The following is a 19,266-nucleotide window of genomic DNA, read 5'->3' as shown; positions in this document are numbered from 1 at the left end:
CTTAAGAACGGAAGTTGTCATGAAGCCGCCCAGATACCCTCGCGACATGATCGGATACGGTGCAAACCCACCCAACGCCAAATGGCCCGGTGGTGCAAAACTGGCCGTACAGATCGTGCTGAACTACGAAGAAGGTGGTGAAAACAATGTTTTGCATGGTGACGCGGCATCCGAAGCGTTCCTGTCCGAGATCGTCGGCGCCACGCAATGGCCCGGTCAACGTCACTGGAATATGGAATCGATTTATGAATATGGGTCGCGCGCAGGCTTTTGGCGCCTGCATCGGCTGATGCATGATCTTCCGATCACAATATACGGCGTAGCGACTGCTTTGGCCCGATCGCCCGATCAGGTTGCGGCGATGAAGGATGCGGGTTGGGAAATCGCCAGCCACGGCCTCAAATGGGTCGAGTATAAGGATATGCCGGAAGAGCTGGAACGTGCAGACATCGCCGAAGCCATTCGACTGCATACCGAGGTTGTTGGAGAGCGTCCACGCGGTTGGTATACCGGGCGCTGTTCAGAGAATACCGTTCGATTGGCAGCCGAGGAAGGCGGATTTGCCTATGTGGCGGATAGTTATGCCGATGATCTGCCCTATTGGACGCAAGTCGAAGGGCGCGACCAGTTGATTGTTCCCTACACTCTGGACTGCAACGATATGCGGTTTGCCACGCCGCAAGGACTCAACTCGGGTGATCAGTTCTATGCGTATCTCAAGGACAGTTTCGACGCGCTCTATGCCGAAGGCTTGGCAGGTGCGCCGAAGATGTTGTCTATCGGCCTGCATTGCCGACTGATCGGACGCCCGGGCCGCGTGATGGCGTTGAGGCGATTTTTAGACTACGCGCGCGGATTCTCGGATGTTTGGTTCGCGACGCGCCTGCAGATCGCCGAGCATTGGGTGGCACAACACCCGCCAGCCCAGCACCCAAAACCCTCACTGATGACGCGCGACGTCTTTGTAGGCACCTACGGCGGGGTCTTTGAGCACTCCGCCTGGATTGCTGAGCGCGCCTATGATCTTGAGCTTGGTCCGGCCCATGACACAGCCGGGGGGTTACACAATGCGCTGACGCGTATGTTCCGCTCGGCCTCGCAAGAAGAGCGGTTGGGCGTCCTGACAGCTCATCCGGACCTGGCGGGCAAGCTGGCGCAGGCAAAGCGTTTGACGCAGGAAAGCACCTCCGAGCAGGCCTCGGCCGGGTTGGATGCGCTGACGGATCAGGAGCGAGAGACCTTTACCGACCTGAACCAGCGATACACAGAGAAGTTCGGGTTTCCGTTTATCATTGCTGTGCGGGATCACGACAAAGCGTCAATCCTGCAAGCGTTTCAACGACGCATTTCGCAGGATCGCGATACAGAATTCGCAGAGGCCTGCCGCCAGGTAGAGCGCATCGCGGAGTTTCGTCTGCGCGATCTTTTGCCATCATGACCCGGATTGTTGCCGCGCCGCTGACCGCAGCGGCTTTTGCGCCCTTTGGTGATGTTCTTGAGGCTTCAGGAGAGCCGGACAAGATTATCAACCAGGGACAATGTGGCCGGTATCATGACCTTGCCGGGTTGGATTTTTCCGATGGCCGTGCAGGTATCAGCTTGTTCCACGCAAATCCTAGGCACCTGCCGTACCGGCTGGACATGGTCGAACGGCATCCTGCGGGCAGTCAGGCCTTTATTCCCATGACGCATCAACCCTTTCTGGTTATTGTCGCGCCGGATGTCGATGGACGGCCGGGGCAGCCTTTGGCCTTCGTCACGGCGCCTGGGCAGGGCGTGAATTACCGGCGCGGCACATGGCATGGGGTTCTGACACCCCTGCATGACCCTGGCCTATTCGCCGTTGTGGATCGGATCGGCGAGGGTGCCAATCTGGAGGAGGTTTGGTTCGACGAGCCATATGAGGTGGTCGCAAGCTAAACTGGGTTCTCCCGCCCGGTCCGGTCGCATCGCAGATGCTTGGGACCAGTTGGGCCCGGCAGCGCGCGGGCAAGCCAGCCCGCTGCGCCCGCGTGCGGGATCAGGGTTGCGCCATAAGGCGGGCGACATCAATCATGCGCGCCGAAAAACCCCATTCATTATCGTACCAGCCAAAGACGCGGATTTGATTTTCGCCAACCATACGTGTCTCGGGACCGGCGATCACAAGAGATTCAGGTCTTGCGCGCAGGTCCGACGACACCAGCGGGTGATCAGTCCAGCCGAGAACGCGGGATTGCGCAACCGCGTTGCGCAATGCGGCTTCAAAGTCGGGGGCGGACATCCCGCGTTCCAGCGTAGCGACCAGATCTACGGCTGAAACGCTGGCGGTCGGGACGCGTACGGCGGCGCCTGAAATGCGGCCCGCAAGATGCGGCATAACCTCATCAATCAAGTGCGTGGCGCTGGTGGTGGTCGGTACCATCGACAGGGCTCCGGCGCGCGACCGAGCCAGATCGCCGCGTGGGGCGTCAACCATGGGCTGGCTGTTGGTGTAACAGTGAATGGTTGTCATATGGGCCGAAGCAATGCCACCTATTCCGTCGATTACCTTGACCAGTGGTGCCAGCCCATTAGTGGTGCAGGACGCATTTGATACGATCCGTGCATTGCCCAATGTGTCTTCATTCGCCCCCAGAACGATGGTCACTTCGGTCGCGGGCGAGGGGCCGGAAATCAGCACTTTTCCCGCCCCGGCGGTCAGGCCTTGGCTCGCAACGTCCGAGGTGCGCGCCACACCTGTGCAATCCATCAGAACGTCGACCCCGGTCAGATCAACGCAGGACAGATCCGGGTTGTGCGTCATTGGGATGGCGTGTCCGTCAACCACCAACATGCTATCTGCAGCCTCGACCGTGCCAGGGTAGGGACCGAACGTGCTGTCGTATTTGAACAGATAAGTGCAGGTTTCGAGCGGCGCGATATCATTGATCAACGCCAGCTCAATATCTTTGCCCAACGGCAACGCAAGCAGTTGCCGCAGAATCGTGCGACCTATGCGGCCGAATCCATTGATTGCGAGTTTCATGCGCAAGCTATGGCAGTGGGGTGCGCCGACCTCAATGCCCGCCCGGCGAAAGAATCAGTTGCAGCTAACCTGCGAGAAAAACTGACCCGAGATATTTTGATACATGCTGGCCACGATCGGCTTGCAACCGGTGGCCGCCTGAATGGCGGCAATAGCCTGAATGGTACGCAGACGGGGCGGCGGGCCAAACGGGTTCAGGTTGTTGTTGTCGCGGGTGGCGCGAAACACGACCGGAGTATCCGCGACCTGCGTGATAGCCCAGGTGCGGCTCATGACGGAAACCGATTTGGTCTCTTTCGCGGCAACAGGGGTTGCCTCAAGGGCCGTCAGGCCAACTATAGCTGCCAGTGCCAGCAGGGATCCACGCAGTACCATTGAACAATCTCCAGTGCTAAAAACAGGTGTTATTTCACCAGATTAAAGCGCCTCTGTGAACCCCCGCGCCGCAAAAAGCGGGGTTAGCCGTGGCGTTTTGCCAATGACAGCGGCATGTGACGGTTCACATCCTTGTACAAAAGATAGCGGAATCGTCCCGGCCCACCGGCGTAGCAGGCCTGTGGACAGAAGGCGCGCAACCACATGTAATCACCGGCCTCAACCTCGACCCAGTCCTGATTGAGCCGGTAAACCGCCTTACCTTCCAACACGTAAAGCCCGTGTTCCATCACATGCGTTTCGCAAAAAGGGATCACGCCGCCTGGCTCAAAATTGACGATGTTTACGTGCATGTCGTGGCGCAGATCCTGGGGGTCGGCGAACCGGGTGGTGGACCATCGCCCTTGGGTGTCGGGCATTTCGACCGGGGTAACGTCGCGTTCATTGGTGATGATCGGATCAGGTGCTGGCAGGCCGGGCACGGCCTCATAAGCTTTGCGAACCCAGTGGAATCGCGCGATTTCTTCGGTTCGGTTGTGCAAGGTCCAATCGCTGCCGGGCGGGATATAAGCGTATCCACCAGTATCCAGAACATGTTCGGAGCCGTTCAGACCGAGTGTTACGGCACCTTCGACAACAAACAGTACGCCCTGGGCTGATGGGTCGGTCTCGGGACGGTCGCTGCCGCCGCCGGGCTGAACCTCCATGATGTATTGCGAAAAGGTTTCGGCAAATCCGCTCAGCGGCCGGGACAGGACCCAAAGGCGGGTTTTTTCCCAAAACGGAAGGGCACTGGTGACGATATCGCGCATAGTGCCCTTTGGGATCACCGCATAGGCCTCGGTAAACATGGCGCGGTCAGTCAAAAGCTGGTCCTGGCCAGGGTGGCCGCCCGTGGGCGCGAAATAGGTCGGGTTTGCCATCGGTGTCCTCTGATTCTTGATGTGGGGACTATGGGCCGGTTGCAGGTCCGGACCAACCGGCAGAGTCCCACTAGGTTTGTTCGGTATAATTTGAAGGTCACTGCGCGGGGCTTGGCCCGCACCGTTTGCCAGTATAGTCTTGAGCGCAAGATTATTTCAGTCAGGCGAGGCGAGTATGACAGCCCGAATTCTTTCTACCTTGGTTGCGATATGTGTGCTGGCAACGGCCTCAACCGGTCAGGCCAAACCGCTGTCGCGCATAATTGCAGAAATGGGGCTGACGCCTGCGGATTTTAACGTTCTGAATGCCGCGTCGAATGCGATGCTGTCGGGGTCGGTGCCCCAGGTGGGTGAAGAACGCAACTGGACCAACGATGAAACCGGTTCGAAAGGCACGATCCGCGTGCGTGATGTGCGGAACAATTGCGTGCATCTACAGCACATCATTCAGCCTGAAGGCGCTGATCAACCGCGTGAGGTCCGAACCCGCCGCTGCCGTGATGCCAGCGGCAACTGGATTCTGACCCCTTGATCCGAACCTAGTAGCCGCGCGATTTATCGACCTCGTGCAGCAACGGTTCGCCTGCGGTCAACCGTCGGAAATTTTCCGCAACATCCGCCAGGGCCTCGCCCAGATGCCAGCCCGACACATGTGGTGTGATGGTAACGCCGGGATGTCTCCATAGCGGGCTTTTGGACGGCAGCGGTTCTGTCGAGGTGACATCCAGCACCGCGTGGCCCGGTGTGCCACGATCCAGTGCCGTGATCAGGGCGGTTTCGTCAATCAGGTCTCCGCGCCCGGCGTTCAGCAACTGGCTGCCCGGTTTCATTGCGGCCAGCATTTCCGCATTGAACAGCCCGACAGTTTGTGGGGTCGAAGGCAGAATGGCGCAAACATGATCGCATCGCCCCAAAAGATCAGGCAGAGCGGCCTCACCGTGCAGGCAGGTCACGCCTTCGATCTGTTTGGCAGAGCGGCTCCAACCGATCACCTGAAAACCAACGGCGTTCAGCATTCTGGCACTGCGTGCCCCGATATGGCCCAAGCCCAGCACGCCAACCACGGTATCCGGTGAGTAGATCGGTGCCTTGGGCACCCATTCGGCACGGCGCTGGGCCGCCTCGTGAAAGGTCATGTGGCGCTGGTGGCGCAGCACATAGGCGACGAACCATTCGGCGATTCCCTGTGCAGGGGCGTCAGGTTTAAGCCGCGCAATGCGCACATGGGTGGGTAGATTCGGGTTGCTGATGATCGTTTCGACCCCCGCGCCCAGCTTCTGAACCAGCTGAAGATTGGGCAGGCGCTGCGGGTGGGTGTCCTGCAAGCCGACAACGGCAAGCATCGTGATGTCGGCTGGATCACCAAGGGTATCCGGCGTCCGCACATCCGCGTCGGGATACAGGTGACGAATGTCACGGGCAATGTCGCCGTCATTGATCCAGTCTGTCAGCCCGGTTTCGATCAACAATGCCATGTCGCGCCTCCTCGGCAGCAAATTGAGTGAAATAACGCCCCGTCACCGAACTGGACATTGCTGGCGCAGCTAAGCCATTCTTTGATCGAACGTAAAGCCCGGTTGCCGGGTGGAAGGACCAAACAATACAATTGAGGCACCCCATGAACGGGACACAAGACCTGAGCCAGCAGGCCTATTTTCATCTGCGCGACGATGGCGTTTTCATAGGCAACGATCCTGCGCGGGGGCCGTGGTCAGCGGATCACTGCCACGCAGGGCCGGTCAGCGGGCTGATCGTACGTGCAGCCGAGGCCGAGGTGGGGCCGGAAAAGATGCTGACCCGGCTGACGGTTGATCTGCTACGACCGCAACCCTTGACCGGGTTGCGGGTTGCCGCGGAAACAACGCGCCACACCAAGACGCTGGCCACCACGCGGGTTACGGTGCACGACCTGAACGACTCGCTCTGCGCCACGGCCACGACAATGCATCTTGCGCGCCGGGATCTTGGATCTGTACCGAATGTAGAAATGCCGTCCCCCCGGCTGGAAGATGCGGTCGCAGGCCCGTTTCCAATCGGCGAAGTACGTCACGGACTGCCGGGTTTTGCTAATCATTCCAATGTTCTGTACCCCAAGGGCGGCAATCAGGGGGCAGGGCCAAAAACGGTCTGGATGCAGACCCCTGCCTTGCTGGACGGTGAAGTGCCGTCACCAATACAGGCGCTCTGCCCGCTTGCCGATTGCGGGAATGGTATCTCGTGGAACGCACCAACCTCTGAGATGGGGTTCATGAATACGGACCTGACAGTGCAGATCCACCGCGAGCCTGTCTCGGATTGGCTGGCCTCTGAGTCGGTGTGCCATTGGCAGCCGTCCGGCATCGGAATGTCTCAGTCGGTTCTGTATGATACCGAAGGTCCGGTGGGTACGGCCCTGCAAACCATTATTCTGTTTCCACCAACCTGATCCGGTGGCCGTTTTCTGCGCGCTCTGTGTGAAACGCATTGCCGCGCGCGGGCCAAGATCCTATCTTGCGTTCATGCGTTGGATTGCACCTTTTTTGATTTGTTGCCTGCCGTTTTCGGCCACGGCGCACCCGCATGTTTTTATCGACACCGGGTTAGAGTTCATCGTCGACGAGTCCGGCCAGCTGACGCATGTACGTGTGACTTGGGCATATGATGAGTTCTACTCGTTGCTGGTGCTGGAAGACATGAACCTGGATCAGGATGCCGATGGCGTTCTAACGGAAACGGAAGAACAAATTCTGTCAGGTTTCGATGCGCAGTGGGTCGAAGGATATAACGGTGATCTGGTTGTATTTGCAGACGGCGTGCCTGTGGCCTTGTCGGGCCCGATGGAGGCGGACGCAACGGCTGAGAACGGACGCATCGTGACCTCTCATATTAGGGCGGTAGATGGCGGCGGGGTTCCGGCAGCTGCGCTGACGGCCAAAGCCTATGATGAGACATTTTACACCGCCTACGAGGTGACGCGCCCCGTAAAGGTGTCGGGGCCAGAGTCGTGCAAGATCGACCGGATTGACCCTGACATCGACGCGGAGTTGGCGCAAATGCGGGCCTTTCTGCTGACGCTGGATGCCAACTACGACCTTGAGGAAAACGATATCCCGTTGGTCGGTGAAAGCTTTGCAACCGAGATTATTGTTACATGTCCAAGTACCTGATTGTTCCTGTTGCTATAGCCATTGCCGTATTGCTGTGGTTCTGGGGAAGCGGCGGGTTTGACAGCCTTGCGGCCTGGGCCGCAGGTGAGCAACGCGAATTCCAGAACCAGATCGCCCGTGCCCTGCGTGCAGCGCGTGCCGAGCAGCCTGCGGCCATCGCGACCTTACTGATGGTTTGTTTTGCCTATGGTTTTTTCCATGCGATCGGTCCCGGCCATGGCAAAGTGCTGATCGGGGGCTACGGGCTCGGTCGCAACGTCGCTTTTCTGCGACTGTCTGCCATCAGCGTCCTGTCCAGCCTCGGGCAGGCAGTCACTGCCATTGTGTTGGTCTATGCGGGTGTGTTGATCTTCCAGATGTCGCGTGAAAGCCTGGTGGGCGCAACTGAACAGGTCATGGCACCGATCAGTTACGGAGCGATTGCCGCCATTGGTCTGTGGTTGGTGCTGCGTTCCATTCGCAGCTTCGCGCGGCGGAGTCACAGCGCAACAACGCCTCAACATAGTCATCACGATCACGGCACCTGTTCCAGTTGCGGCCATCGACACGGCCCAACGGCCCAAGAGGTGGCGCAGGTCGGAAGCCTGCGCGAGTCTGTCTTGCTGATCGCAGGCATCGCGGCACGCCCCTGTACCGGAGCACTGTTTGTGCTGATCCTGACCTGGCAGATGGGCATAGCGATGGCTGGTATCGCCGGGGCTTTTGCAATGGCGCTGGGGACAGCGACGGTGACGACCCTTGTCGGTTGGACTTCGTTTGGGTTGCGCGGGGGATTGATAGCCTCGGCTTCGGCGACCCGGTTTGCCTCGGTACTGGCACCCACAATCGAATTGGTGGCAGGTCTGATTATCGCCGTGATCGCCTTTGGCCTGTTGATGCGCGCGATCTAGTCGAACACCGGGTCCGGATAACCGACCCGCGCCAGATACAGACCTTGTGGCGGGCATACCGGCCCGCACGCGGCGCGATCCGTTGCCTCAAGTGCGTTGCGGACATCCTCGGGTGTCCACGCGCCTGCGCCGACTCTTTCCAACGTTCCAACAAAACTGCGCACCTGATTATGCAGGAATGACCGGGCACGCACGTGGAAATGCACCTCGGGGCCGGAAAATCCCTCAACCCGCTCGACACGCAGTTCATCCAGCGTTTTGACAGGACTGGCAGCCTGACAGATGGATGAGCGGAAGGTGGTGAAATCATGCCGTCCGATCAGAACATCCGCACCGGCCTGCATGGCGGTGACGTCAAGCTCATGGCTGATCTGCCAGACTTGCCCGGCGTCATGTGTCGCAGGTGCGCGCCGCATCAGGATGCGAAACAGGTATTGTCTTTCCAAAGCCGAGAAACGGGCATGCCAGTCATCACCGACCCTTGCGGCCTTGACGATGGCCACAGGCTGGGGCTTGAGGTGATAGTTCAGCGCCTCGGACAGGCGGAACGGATCCCAGTCCTTCACCAGATCGCAATGGGCCACCTGACCCAGCGCATGCACGCCCGCATCCGTGCGACCAGCGGCAGCAATGGTGTGGTCGCCGGGTTGGATACGCGACAGCGCGTGTTCGATCGCCCCCTGAACGGATGGCTGATCCTTTTGGCGCTGCCATCCGGCAAACGGCCCACCGTGGTATTCGACTTTCAGCGCGTATCTAGGCATGGCCCGCTCGTACCCTGACGCGCCATAGGGGGCAAGGGCGGGAAAGCTCTGGCATGTGGCGTGTCCTCTACCTATCTTGGGCGAAACGAAAAAAGCGGGGCGACGGTTTGGTCATCTCATCCCTGGCAGACAGTCTTGTGCGCGGTGTCGAAGCCGTGGGTGATCGCGTATCCGAGACATTGTTCGAGCCGGTTATCCGCCTGGGCGTCACCGGTCTGGCGCGCTCGGGCAAGACGGTTTTTATAACGTCCCTTGTCGCGAATCTGCTGAACAGGGGGCGGATGCCGGGTCTCGTTGCGCAGCAAGAGGGGCGGATAAACACCGTCTACTTGCAACCACAGCCTGACGACACCGTGCCCCGGTTTGACTATGAAAACCACCTGACCGCGCTGACCGGACCGCAGCCGCACTGGCCCGACAGCACGCGCGCTGTGTCCGAACTGCGCCTGTCCTTCAAGGCCCGGCCTTCGGGCTTGCTTGCGGGGCTGCAAGGGCCGCGGACCCTCCATCTGGACATCGTGGATTATCCCGGCGAATGGCTGCTTGATCTGGCCCTTCTGGACAAATCCTATGAGGCTTGGTCATCCGAGACGCTGGACCGCATTTCCGGGCGGCGTGAAGCTGAACAGTTTCTGGCGCAGGCCAAGGCGTCTGACCCAGCGACGGCCCATGACGAGCCAACGGCGCAGGCACTGTCCAAGGCGTTTGCTGAATACCTTGCTGGCGCGCGGGAGGCCGGGTTCTATGACTGTACGCCCGGGCGATTCCTTTTGCCCGGTGATCTTGCAGGGTCACCCGTGCTGACCTTTGCGCCACTGCCCGTCAATGGTCATGCGCCCCGGCGCAGCCTGCACCGGGAAATGGCGCGGCGGTACGAGGCGTATAAGTCGCAGGTTGTGAAACCCTTCTTCCGGGACCATTTCGCCCGAATTGACAGGCAGGTCGTTCTGGTCGATGCGCTGGGGGCAATCCATCAGGGGCCGCAAGCGGTCGAGGATATGCGCCATGCAATGGCAGATATCCTGTCGGCGTTTCGTCCGGGGCGTAATGCATGGCTCAGCCAGTTGCTATTGGGCAAACGGGTTGAGCGTATCCTGTTCGCCGCCACCAAGGCCGACCACCTGCATCACACGCAACACCCCCGCCTGACCCATATAATGGAGGCGCTGACCCGCGACGCCCGTGACCGAGCCAGCTTTGCCGGTGCGGAAACGGCGGCGTTGTCGCTGGCTGCGTTGCGCGCAACCACCGAGGAAACGCGGACCCATAACGGGATTGAGCTGCCCTGTGTGCGCGGAACCTTGCTGAATGGCAAGCAAGCTGCTTTTTTTCCCGGCAACCTGCCCGAGGATCCGGCCCATCTGCTGGGTCCGGCCCGCAACGGGGCCGAAAGCTGGCTGGAAGAGGATTTTGGTTTCATGTCGTTTGCGCCTGCCCATCTGACGCTGCGCCCCGGAGACGGCCCGCCGCATATCCGGCTGGATCGCGCGGCGCAATTTCTGATCGGAGACCGGCTGTGACCTTAACCCTCCGCCCAGCCCGCACCACGGACGCCGGTCGTATCGGCGATATTCTGCACGGCTTTGCCCGCGAACACGAATGGATGCCCGAGCTGTATTCCGGTGCCGAAACCATCGCGTTTGGTGGCTGGATGATCGACCAACACTGGGTCACGGTTGCCGAAACCAATGCAGGTGTCGTGGGGTTCTTGGCGCTGAACGGGACAGAGATCCACTGTCTGTACCTGACGCCGTCTGAATGCGGCCGGGGGATTGGTCGGTGCCTGTTGGATCAGGCAAAAACCAAACGGGAAGAACTGTCCTTGTTTGCTTTTCAAGCCAACCAACGGGCCTGTCGGTTCTATGAGCGTAACGGTTTTATCGAAGTCGCCCGCAGTGACGGGGCTGACAATGATGAAAACCTGCCGGACATTAAATATGTCTGGCGCAGGGGTGAGGCAGCGGATGGCTAAAGGTCCGGTACTGATTGATCTGGATGCAGAAGAACCTGCCGCAGACGTGTCGCTGGCCCCGCCAGTGCCCGATATTGCTCCGCCGCAGGGGCAGGCCATGCAGACAGCCGTTCGGCTGGCGGCGCGGAAGCCGTCAAAGCTTTCGCGCTGGTTCTGGGGACTGGCATTGGCTGTCATCGGCGCGGTGGTGTCCGTTGCGGCGTGGGATTTCGTCAATTCACTGTTGCTGCGCGCGCCAGTATTGGGTTGGGGTTTCACCGTCCTGATCGGCGCGCTGGTAGTGGTTGCCCTGATCATCGCGGTGCGAGAGCTGGCGGCGATTGGTCGGCTGTCTCGCGTGGACGGGATGCGCCAGGACGTGGACTCAGCCCTTGCCGAGGGCGATCTTGCCCAGGCCCGAAAGGTCACAACCCGGTTGATCGCGTTCTACAAAGGGCGCGAGGAAACCCGGTGGGGTCGCGACCGGCTGGCAGAACGGATGGGGGAACAGTTCGACGCCTCGACACTGTTCAGTTTGGCTGAGGATGAGTTGCTGGCCCCCTTGGATGCCGCCGCCAGCCGCGAGGTTGAGGCAGCGGCTCGGCAGGTCGCAACAGTGACTGCGCTGGTGCCATTGGCGCTTGCGGATGTGGCAACTGCGCTTGCGGCTTCGTTGCGAATGATCCGCCGGGTGGCAGAGATTTACGGTGGCCGAGCCGGGTTTCTGGGCAGTTGGCGGCTGACCCGCGCTGTTTTCGTGCATCTCGTTGCAACCGGAGCTGTGGCCGTCGGAGATGATCTGCTTGAGCCGGTCTTGGGCGGGTCGGTCCTAAGCAAACTGTCCCGCAGGTTTGGTGAGGGTCTGGTAAACGGTGCGTTGACCGCGCGGGTCGGCGTCGCCGCGATGGAGGTCTGTCGCCCGCTGCCGTTTTCCAAACGGCACAAACCCTCGACCCGCGGTATGATAAAACGTGCGCTCAGTGGGTTATTCTCGAAAAGTTGATACAGCGCAAAGTCTTGTGGCCCGCTAAGATGCATAACAAAGCCGGAGCCAGCGATGATCGACCACGGACACAGCCAGCAGGAAATCGCAGAACGGATCAATGCACCGCCGGGGCGCGGGGTTCTGAGAGACGTGGTCTACGGCGGCATTGACGGGTCCGTGACCACTTTTGCCATTGTCGCCGGGGTCGCGGGGGCAGGGTTGTCTCCGTTCATTATCGTGGCCTTGGGTCTGGCCAACGTGCTGGCCGACGGGTTTTCGATGGCTGCCGGGAATTATTCCGGCACCAAAGCCGAACTGGACAATATCCGCCGTATCCGTGTCACCGAAGAACGTCATATCCGGCTGTATCCAGACGGCGAGCGCCGCGAAGTGCGCGAGATATTGGCGCAAAAGGGTTTGACGGGCCGTATTTTGGAAGAAGCCACAGATGCGATCACAGCCAACCATGACAACTGGATCAACCTTATGGTTGAGGGCGAGTATGGGTTGGGCAGCGTTGATCCCCATCCCCTGAAGGCGGCGATCGCGACGTTCCTGGCCTTTCTTTTTGCCGGTTTGGTGCCCTTGTTGCCGTTTTTGTTCTCGGTGGAAAACGCTTTTGTTGTCTCGGCCTGCATGACCATGTGCGTGTTCTTCGCCATCGGCGCGTTCAAAAGCCGCTGGTCGTTGTCGCCTTGGTGGCGTTCTGGTCTTGAAACCTTTGCGATCGGAGGTGTCGCAGCGTTGGTCGCCTTTTTTGTGGGATCTTTGTTCCATCCCTGACCACCAACACTGTTGCAGGCCAAGCACTTAGGGTAGCCTGACGGGGCAACAACCCGGAGAACCCCGTGGAATCTTTGTTAGTTCTGGTCGGACTGATTGTGCTGGCCATCCCGGTCACCATTCTCGTTCTATTGGTCAGCCAAACGCGCCTGCGCCGCCGGGTAGAGCACTTAGAGGCGCAAATACTCTCACTTGGTGGCGCGCTGCCAGAGCCAAAGAGCGAACAACCCAGCCAATCCACCGAAGCACCGGACAAGGCATCGAAGCCCGCCCCATGGGCCAAGCCCGAGGCTCCAACGGTTGAGCCTGCCGCTGAAAGAGCGCCGCCCGCAGCGGTTGTATTTCGCGAAGATCGCCTTGCGGCGCTCGGCTCCTGGCTTCGGGAAAACTGGTTTTATGCGGTGTCAGCCCTTTCACTGGCGCTGGCGGGGATTTTTCTGGTCCAATACGGTGTAGAAAGCGGCCTGCTGCCGCCATCTGCCCGCGTTGGTGCGGCCTTACTTTTTGGTGCAGCGCTGATCGCTGCCGGTGAGGTCATCAGGCGCAGATACGGTGATGACGAAACCTCGGCTACGGCCTATCTGCCGTCAGTCTTTTCCGGAGCCGGGCTGGTTACCCTGTTCGGAGGCGTGCTGGCTGCAAGGCAGCTCTATGATCTCATCGGTCCAGAAACTGCTTTGGTCGCAATAGTCGCCATTGCTTTGGTGGGTCTGGTCCTGGGGTGGTTTCACGGCCCCTTATTGGCTGCTGTCGGTTTGATCGGAGCGTTCTCTGCCCCTTTCGTAGTGGGCGGCACGTCCGAGAACCCAAGCTGGTTGTATGCCTACTTCTTCCTCGCCGCCACTTTGGGTCTGGTGATCGACACTGTGCGGCGCTGGGCGTGGATATCGGTATTGACACTGTTTGGCGCCTATTCCGCTTGCTTGTTGCTGGTTCTGTCCGCGCCTTTGACCGAGGCTGCGTATCTGGTTTGTGTATCGGCACTGGCCGTGATCGCCATTACCATTCCCGTCCGCCGACTCTGGCCAAACCACGGCGGGGCGATGATCAGTTCAGTTCTTTGGCGCAAGAAGGGGGACGCTTGGCCGGAATTCCCGACGCGATTGGGCTTTGCGGTGGTGGCTGTGAGCGCGGCCATTGTATCCCTGCACTGGCCGGATTCCTTCGGTGAGTTCTGGTTAAGCGTCACACTGCTGTCAGGGCTGACCCTTGGGTTGATGGTCTGGGGACGACGGGCCGAGGCGTTGCAGGATGCAACCGCATTGCCCGCGCTTGGCCTCATCTGGTTTGTTTTGATGCACGGTTGGGACAGCGGTATTGTGTTTCGCCAGTTTGCCGAGACCTATGCCGAAACGCCTGAGGCAGACTACCCTTGGGTCGTCACTCTTCTGACTGTGCTGGGGGCCGTGGTTTCGCTGGCTGCGGCCTGGAGGTCGCTGCGAGCGCGCAGCTACGCCGCGGTCTGGGCCGGGGCTGCGGCTGTTTTTGCCCCCGCCATGGCCATCGCGCTTGAGGTCGGTTGGCATCCTGCAACGGTTATCGGAGCGTACCCCTGGGCGCTGCATGCGATTGCGCTGGGCGTACTGATGGTCGTCTTTGCCGAACGGTTTGCGCGTGTTGACGGTGAAAACCGCATTCGCCCTGCGCTGGCTACGTTGTCGGCCTTGTCCTGCCTGACCTTTGCCTGCGTCATTGTACTAAGCTCGGCGGCGTTGACGATTGCTTTGGTCGCAATGGTGGTTGTTGCTGCCGCCTTGGACCGGAAGTTTACCCTGCCGCCGATGGCCTGGTTCATCTGGGCAGGCGTCTTTGCGATAACAGTGCGGTTGGTGCTGAACCCTGGCCTTGATTGGGCCGGTACGGCGCCGATTATCGAAATGGTGCTTGTGTACAGCGTTGCGACTGTTGGCTTTGTGCTCGGATGGATGCTGCTTTGGCCCATGGATCGCCCTGTCGCGAAACTGCTGCTTGAAAGCGCAGCCTGGGCGACCGGGGGCATTCTTTTGTCCCTGTTGTTGGAGCGCTGGCTGCAAAGCTTTGGCGAAGGCAACGCCACCAACAGTCATTGGGGGCTGAGCCTGTTGGCGATCATCTGGTTGCTGCTGGCCTTTGCGCAGGTGCAGAGGTTCGAACTGGGCGGCAAGCTGAATTACGCCCGGTATCTGTTGGCCATTTTCTTTGCCGGGCACGGAGTGTTGCGGCTGGGGCAAGCGTTGTTTGACGCGAACCCGTTGCTCAGCCCGGTTGCGCCACCGGTTCTGGGCCCGCCGGTGCTGAACACGTTGGCGGTGGCCTATCTGATGCCCGCACTGGCCATCGGGTTTTCGGTCTGGCGTACTCACGGGACTCCGCTTTGGATCAAGCGGGCAAGCTGGGGGGTGGCAGGTGTCTTGGCGAGTGTCTGGCTCGGGTTGATGATCCGTCACATCTGGCAGGGAGCAGGGGGAATGTTCGAAGGCAACGGCGTCACGCAGCCCGAGCTTTACACCTATACAATGGCTTTGCTGGTGATCGGCGCAGTGCTGTTCTACCAATCGCTTGCGCGCAGGTCGGATGTGATGCGCAAGGCGGGGCTTGCGGTCATCGGACTGGCCGTGGCCAAGGTGTTCCTGATCGATATTGCGGGGCTGGGCGGGTTGATCCGGGTGTTTTCGCTGCTGGCTCTGGGTCTGGCGCTTGCCGGGTTGGCGTGGCTGAACCGATGGGCCAAGCTGCGCCATTCGCCGCATTTTGCGGAACCTCTGGACCATTAGGCGCGGGCGTCTTATAAGCCCGCCATGCGTGACCGTATGGCCATCATTATTCGAATTATATCCCCGGCGCTCTGACCCTCTGAGACGCCGGGCAAAGGTGTTTGAGACTTCGCACCGACCGCTTCGATCCTAGTACGACCAGATCATCCAAAGGACGCCCCCAATGTGCGCCGACACGATCCAGACACCTGACTACAAAGACACGCTGAACCTGCCCAAGACCGACTTTCCCATGCGCGCCGGATTGCCCAAGCGCGAACCCGCGTGGCTGGAACGGTGGGAGACCATAGGCGTCTATGACCGCCTGCGCGAGAAAGAAGGCCGTACGCCCTTTACCCTGCACGACGGCCCGCCCTACGCGAACGGCCACCTGCATATCGGCCACGCGCTGAACAAGACCATCAAGGACATGATCGTGCGCAGCCATCAGATGATGGGTTATGACGCGCGTTACGTGCCCGGCTGGGACTGCCACGGCTTGCCGATCGAATGGAAGATCGAAGAGCAGTATCGCAAGAAAGGCAAGAACAAGGATGAGGTGAACATCGTCGATTTCCGTCAGGAATGCCGCAAGTTCGCCGAAGGGTGGATCGACATCCAGCGCGAAGAATTCAAGCGTCTGGGTATCACCGGCAACTGGGCCGACCCCTACATTACCATGGACTATCACGCCGAGGCCGTGATCGCCGACGAGTTCATGAAGTTCCTGATGAACGGCACGCTGTATCAGGGCTCGAAGCCAGTGATGTGGTCGCCTATCGAAAAGACCGCGCTGGCCGAGGCCGAGGTTGAGTATCACGACAAGGAAAGCTTCACCATCTGGGTGAAGTTCAAGGTCGTGAACGCGGGTGATCTGGATGATGCGTTTGTTGTGATCTGGACAACGACTCCGTGGACCATACCTTCGAATAAAGCTGTCGTGTACGGCAAGGACATCTCATACGGCTTGTACGAAGTCACTGGCGCACCGGATGAATGCTGGGCCAATGTAGGTGACAGGTTTCTGCTGGCGGACAATCTGGCCGCTGATGTTCTGGGTCGTGCACGCCTGAACGACGACCAGTGGACCCGCGTCCGTGACGTGACCACCGATGAGCTGGCGGGCGTTCAACTGACTCACCCTCTGGCCGGGGCCGAAGGCGGCAACGGAGCATGGGACGATATCCGCGACTTCCGCGCCGCTGACTTCGTGACCGACACCGAAGGGACCGGGTTCGTCCACTGTGCGCCCTCGCACGGGATGGAGGAATTCGAGCTCTACCGCGATCTGGGCATGTTGGAGCAGGTCATCACCTATAACGTGATGGACGATGGCTCGTTCCGCGCCGATCTGCCGTTCTTTGGCGGCAAATACATCCTGTCCCGCAAGGGTGGCGAGGGTGACGCGAACAAAGCCGTTATCGACAAGCTGGTCGAGGTCGGGGGTCTGCTGGCACGTGGCAAGATCAAGCACAGCTATCCGCATTCGTGGCGCTCGAAAGCGCCGATCATCTATCGCAACACGCCGCAGTGGTTCGCCTCGGTCGACCGCAAGCTGGACGACGGTATGGGCGAGATGGGCGACACCATCCGCGAACGCGCTCTGCGGTCCATCGACGAGCTGGTGAAATGGACGCCGAAAACCGGTCGTAACCGCCTGTATTCCATGATCGAAGCGCGCCCGGACTGGGTTCTGTCCCGCCAGCGCGCTTGGGGCGTGCCGCTGACCTGCTTCACCAAGAAAGGCGCCTTGCCCACCGACGCGGATTACCTTCTGCGTAACGAAGAACTCAACGCTCGTATCAAAGCGGCGTTCGAGAAGGATGGAGCGGATATCTGGTACACCGATGGCTTCAAAGAGCAGGTGCTGGACGGCATTGCCAACCCGGACGATTACGATCAGGTCTTTGATGTGCTGGACGTATGGTTTGACTCGGGTTCGACCCACGCCTTTGTTCTGCGCGACCGTGAGGACGGCACAGAAGACGGTATCGCCGACGTCTACATGGAAGGCACCGACCAGCACCGCGGATGGTTCCATTCCTCAATGCTGCAAGCTTGTGGTACCAAAGGACGTGCTCCTTATCGGAACGTAGTAACCCACGGGTTTACGCTGGATGCCAAGGGCAACAAGATGTCCAAATCACTTGGCAACACCATCGTACCCGAAGAAATTGTCAAGCAATACGGTGCCGATATCCTGCGACTGTGGGTTGCTCAGACCGACTATACCGCTGACCAGCGGATCGGGCCCGAGATCCTGAAGGGTACCGCCGACAGCTATCGCCGTCTGCGCAACACCATGCGGTTCATGCTGGGCTCGCTGGCTGATTTCACCGAAGCGGATCGCGTCGCACCCGAAGATATGCCGCGCCTTGAACGCTGGGCGCTCAGCCGTCTGGCCGATCTGGATTCGCAGGTGCGCGACGGCTATGCCGCGTTCGACTTTCAAGGTGTTTTCAGCGCCATCTTTACCTTTGCAACGGTTGATCTGTCGTCCTTCTACTTCGACGTCCGCAAAGATGCATTGTACTGCGACAGTGACACCCTGCGCCGCCGATCCGCGCGTACCGTTCTCGACATCCTGTTCCACCGACTGACGACATGGTTGGCCCCGGTCTTGGTATTCACCATGGAAGAGGTCTGGCTTGAACGTTTTCCGGACAATGACAGCTCGGTTCATCTGGTAGACTTCCCGGATACGCCGGCAGACTGGCGAGATGTCGATCTGGAAGCCAACATGGCCAAGGTCCGCCGCGTCCGTCGCGTTGTTACCGCCGCGCTTGAGATACAGCGTCAGGACAAGGTCATCGGGTCCAGCCTTGAGGCCGCGCCGATCGTCCATGTTGAGGAAGGCGAAACGCGCGACTTGCTGGCAACCTTCGACGTGGATGACATGTGCATCACATCGGGCTTGACCGTCACCGGAGACCCGACCCCCGCCGAAGCGTTTCGCGTGCCGGAAATCGAAGGCGTATCAGTAGTCTTTGAAAAGGCGGTGGGCGAAAAATGCCAGCGTTGCTGGAAGATTTTGCCCGATGTGGGGCTCCACTCACATGCCGGTGTCTGCAAGCGCTGCGATGAGGCGTTAAGTTAACTGATAAAACCCCTGGCACGCTTCCGGGGGTTTTTCTTTCATCGCTTGCGTTGGCGTTGGTGATCTGAAACGTTGCGCTTATGCCGATGATCGCCGTTGATACTCAGTTTGGTCGCCTTGGGGTCGAAGAAACCGACGGCGCAATCACGCGCCTTGTATGGGGCGGCCGGAACGAGGGGCCAGAAACACATTTGCTGCAAGAAGCCGCAGCGCAGTTGATGGCTTATGATCAGGGGCGGCTGGACAAGTTCGATCTGCCGTATCATGTCGCCGGATCAGCGTTTCAGCAACAAGTCTGCGACCTGATGTATGCTATTCCAAAGGGCTATACCCGCACCTATGGTGATATCGCCAAAGAGCTTGGTCAGCCGGCGCAACCTGTGGGGCAGGCTTGCGGGGCGAATCCAATCCCGGTGATCATCCCATGCCATCGCGTGCTGGCCGCCAACGGGCTTGGGGGCTTTTCCGGTGACGGCGGGATCGAAACCAAGGTTGCCCTGCTGCGTCATGAACGGGCGGCTGGCCTGTTGATCTGAAAAGATGGATTTCTGTTGCAATCAAGCCGGTTGAGGCTCAACCTGTATCTGATGCAGAATTCAAAGGATCGTATTGA

At 59.7% G+C, this 19,266-nt stretch carries 18 protein-coding genes; 13 read left to right on the top strand and 5 right to left on the bottom strand.

Annotated elements, in window-relative coordinates:
- Window positions 1-19 precede the first annotated feature (19 nt).
- Window positions 20-1,438 (top strand): allantoinase PuuE, encoded by a 1,419-nt coding sequence (gene puuE / locus AVO44_RS13200; protein WP_068337715.1) that lies wholly within the window; start codon window positions 20-22, stop codon window positions 1,436-1,438.
- The gene (locus AVO44_RS13195; protein ID WP_068337713.1) at window positions 1,435-1,920 is read left to right on the top strand and encodes an ureidoglycolate lyase; all 486 of its coding nucleotides are present in this window, start codon (window positions 1,435-1,437) and stop codon (window positions 1,918-1,920) included. Before puuE ends, AVO44_RS13195 begins: the two co-directional genes overlap by 4 nt.
- 100 nt (window positions 1,921-2,020) lie before the next feature.
- Here the strand turns inward: AVO44_RS13195 and AVO44_RS13190 are convergent, their stop codons facing one another.
- The 3 genes from AVO44_RS13190 to AVO44_RS13180 all read right to left on the bottom strand — a co-directional run bounded on the left by AVO44_RS13190 (window position 2,021) and on the right by AVO44_RS13180 (window position 4,305).
- Window positions 2,021-3,007: a type I glyceraldehyde-3-phosphate dehydrogenase gene (locus AVO44_RS13190; RefSeq protein ID WP_082677494.1), complete on the bottom strand. Its 987-nt coding sequence runs from the start codon at window positions 3,005-3,007 to the stop codon at window positions 2,021-2,023.
- A gap of 54 nt (window positions 3,008-3,061) precedes the next feature.
- Window positions 3,062-3,382, bottom strand: coding sequence for a hypothetical protein (locus AVO44_RS13185; protein WP_068337709.1), 321 nt, complete (start codon window positions 3,380-3,382; stop codon window positions 3,062-3,064).
- Window positions 3,383-3,465: 83 nt separating this feature from the next.
- Window positions 3,466-4,305, bottom strand: coding sequence for a bifunctional allantoicase/(S)-ureidoglycine aminohydrolase (locus AVO44_RS13180; RefSeq protein WP_068337707.1), 840 nt, complete (start codon window positions 4,303-4,305; stop codon window positions 3,466-3,468).
- A gap of 175 nt (window positions 4,306-4,480) precedes the next feature.
- On the opposite strand from AVO44_RS13180, the gene AVO44_RS13175 reads away from it, so the two are divergent.
- A complete protein-coding gene (locus tag AVO44_RS13175; protein WP_068337705.1) occupies window positions 4,481-4,837 on the top strand; it encodes a hypothetical protein in 357 nt (118 codons plus the stop codon).
- 7 nt (window positions 4,838-4,844) lie between these two features.
- Here AVO44_RS13175 and AVO44_RS13170 read toward each other — a convergent pair whose 3' ends face one another.
- On the bottom strand, window positions 4,845-5,780 hold the full coding sequence (locus AVO44_RS13170; RefSeq protein ID WP_068337703.1) for a 2-hydroxyacid dehydrogenase: 936 nt from the start codon (window positions 5,778-5,780) through the stop codon (window positions 4,845-4,847).
- Window positions 5,781-5,923: 143 nt separating this feature from the next.
- Between AVO44_RS13170 and AVO44_RS13165 the strand changes: the two genes are divergently transcribed.
- The 3 genes from AVO44_RS13165 (at window position 5,924) to AVO44_RS13155 (ending at window position 8,341) form a co-directional block, all read left to right on the top strand.
- Window positions 5,924-6,730 carry a thioesterase family protein gene (locus AVO44_RS13165; protein WP_068337701.1) on the top strand — a complete coding sequence of 269 codons (807 nt, stop codon included), beginning with the start codon at window positions 5,924-5,926 and terminating at the stop codon, window positions 6,728-6,730.
- Between the two features lie 73 nt (window positions 6,731-6,803).
- Window positions 6,804-7,451 carry a DUF1007 family protein gene (locus tag AVO44_RS13160; protein ID WP_068337888.1) on the top strand — a complete coding sequence of 216 codons (648 nt, stop codon included), beginning with the start codon at window positions 6,804-6,806 and terminating at the stop codon, window positions 7,449-7,451.
- Complete coding sequence (locus tag AVO44_RS13155) at window positions 7,436-8,341, top strand: nickel/cobalt transporter (protein ID WP_068337699.1); 906 nt, start codon at window positions 7,436-7,438, stop codon at window positions 8,339-8,341. The genes AVO44_RS13160 and AVO44_RS13155 overlap by 16 nt, the downstream gene beginning before the upstream one ends.
- Here AVO44_RS13155 and truA read toward each other — a convergent pair.
- Window positions 8,338-9,105 carry a tRNA pseudouridine(38-40) synthase TruA gene (gene truA, locus AVO44_RS13150; protein ID WP_068337697.1) on the bottom strand — a complete coding sequence of 256 codons (768 nt, stop codon included), beginning with the start codon at window positions 9,103-9,105 and terminating at the stop codon, window positions 8,338-8,340. The two genes, AVO44_RS13155 and truA, sit on opposite strands and share 4 nt — an antisense overlap.
- A 107-nt stretch (window positions 9,106-9,212) precedes the next feature.
- On the opposite strand from truA, the gene AVO44_RS13145 reads away from it, so the two are divergent.
- The 7 genes from AVO44_RS13145 to AVO44_RS13115 all read left to right on the top strand — a co-directional run bounded on the left by AVO44_RS13145 (window position 9,213) and on the right by AVO44_RS13115 (window position 19,189).
- Window positions 9,213-10,625, top strand: a complete 1,413-nt coding sequence (locus tag AVO44_RS13145; protein ID WP_068337887.1) for a YcjX family GTP-binding protein — start codon at window positions 9,213-9,215, stop codon at window positions 10,623-10,625.
- Entirely contained in the window at window positions 10,622-11,077 is a 456-nt protein-coding gene (locus AVO44_RS13140; protein WP_068337695.1) for a GNAT family N-acetyltransferase, read from the top strand. The genes AVO44_RS13145 and AVO44_RS13140 overlap by 4 nt, the downstream gene beginning before the upstream one ends.
- Window positions 11,070-12,059, top strand: a complete 990-nt coding sequence (locus tag AVO44_RS13135) for a YcjF family protein (protein ID WP_068337693.1) — start codon at window positions 11,070-11,072, stop codon at window positions 12,057-12,059. Before AVO44_RS13140 ends, AVO44_RS13135 begins: the two co-directional genes overlap by 8 nt.
- Window positions 12,060-12,113: 54 nt before the next feature.
- Window positions 12,114-12,824: a VIT1/CCC1 transporter family protein gene (locus AVO44_RS13130; protein WP_068337691.1), complete on the top strand. Its 711-nt coding sequence runs from the start codon at window positions 12,114-12,116 to the stop codon at window positions 12,822-12,824.
- A 65-nt stretch (window positions 12,825-12,889) separates the two neighbouring features.
- Entirely contained in the window at window positions 12,890-15,577 is a 2,688-nt protein-coding gene (locus tag AVO44_RS13125; RefSeq protein ID WP_068337689.1) for a DUF2339 domain-containing protein, read from the top strand.
- A gap of 163 nt (window positions 15,578-15,740) precedes the next feature.
- A complete protein-coding gene (ileS, locus tag AVO44_RS13120) occupies window positions 15,741-18,653 on the top strand; it encodes an isoleucine--tRNA ligase (protein ID WP_068337687.1) in 2,913 nt (970 codons plus the stop codon).
- A gap of 80 nt (window positions 18,654-18,733) precedes the next feature.
- On the top strand, window positions 18,734-19,189 hold the full coding sequence (locus tag AVO44_RS13115) for a methylated-DNA--[protein]-cysteine S-methyltransferase (protein WP_068337685.1): 456 nt from the start codon (window positions 18,734-18,736) through the stop codon (window positions 19,187-19,189).
- The last annotated feature ends 77 nt before the right edge of the window (window positions 19,190-19,266 follow it).

This window comes from Ruegeria profundi, assembly GCF_001507545.1.
In the GTDB taxonomy this organism is placed as follows: Bacteria; Pseudomonadota; Alphaproteobacteria; order Rhodobacterales; family Rhodobacteraceae; genus Ruegeria; species Ruegeria profundi.
The sequence above is the reverse complement of the archived record's forward strand: the minus strand, read 5'-3'. Positions and strand labels throughout refer to the sequence as shown.